Genomic DNA, 1060 nt, shown 5'->3' with positions numbered 1-1060 from the left:
GAAGAATTCCATCTTTTTTGTTGGTCACCGCTTTCCCTACACTGGCTGCATCCAACTTACCGAAAGACCGTGATGCGCAAAATCCTCCTTTCCGCGGCGTTCACCGCCGCTCTCGGCTTCGGCACTGCCTTCGCGCAGACGACGCTGCTCAACGTCTCCTACGATCCGACCCGCGAGCTGTACAAGGATTTCAACGCCGCGTTCAACAAGCACTGGCAGGCGCAGACCGGGCAAGTCGTCAATGTCCGCCAGTCGCACGGTGGTTCCGGCAAGCAGGCCCGCTCGGTGGCCGATGGCCTGGAGGCCGATGTCGTGACCCTGGCTCTCGGCTACGACATCGACGCGCTGGCCGAACGCAAGCTGATCCCGGCCGACTGGCAGAAGCGTTTCCCGAACAATTCCTCGCCCTACACCTCGACCATCGTCTTCCTGGTCCGCAAGGGCAATCCGAAAGCGATCAAGGACTGGGGTGATCTGGCCAAGCCGGGCATCGCGGTCATCACCCCCAATCCGAAGACTTCCGGCGGCGCCCGCTGGAACTACCTGGCAGCCTGGGCCTGGGCGCTGAAGCAGCCGGGCGGCAACGAGCAGAAGGCGAAGGAACTGGTCGCCGGCATCTTCAAGAATGTGCCGGTACTCGATTCCGGTGCCCGCGGCTCGACGACGACCTTTGTCGAACGTGGCCTGGGCGATGTGCTGATTGCCTGGGAAAACGAGGCGATCCTGGCGGTCAACGAGCTGGGCAAGGACAAATTTGAGATCGTCGCACCCAGCCTGTCCATCCTCGCCGAGCCGCCGGTGGCGGTGGTCGACAAGGTCGTCGAAAAGCGCGGTACCCGGCTGACGGCGCAGGCCTACCTCGATTACCTGTATTCGGAAGAAGGCCAGCAGATTGCCGCTAAACACTACTACCGGCCGAGCAATGCCAAGGTGGCGGCGAAATACGCGGCGCTCTTTCCCAAGCTGAAGCTGGTCACCATCGACGACACCTTCGGCGGCTGGCCGAAGGCGCAAAAGCGGCACTTCGCCGATGGCGGCACCTTCGACCAGATCTATCTGA

At 62.2% G+C, this 1060-nt stretch carries 1 protein-coding gene; it reads left to right on the top strand.

All coding sequences use genetic code 11. From position 1 onward, the window contains the following. Positions 1 to 72: 72 nt before the first annotated feature. Positions 73 to 1060 (top strand): sulfate ABC transporter substrate-binding protein (locus tag GH663_RS20860; RefSeq protein ID WP_153133506.1); only part of this gene is annotated, 988 nt, incomplete at its 3' end.

This window comes from Dechloromonas hortensis, from assembly GCF_009469765.1.
Taxonomy (GTDB): domain Bacteria; phylum Pseudomonadota; class Gammaproteobacteria; order Burkholderiales; family Rhodocyclaceae; genus Azonexus; species Azonexus hortensis.
The sequence above is the reverse complement of the archived record's forward strand: the minus strand, read 5'-3'. Positions and strand labels throughout refer to the sequence as shown.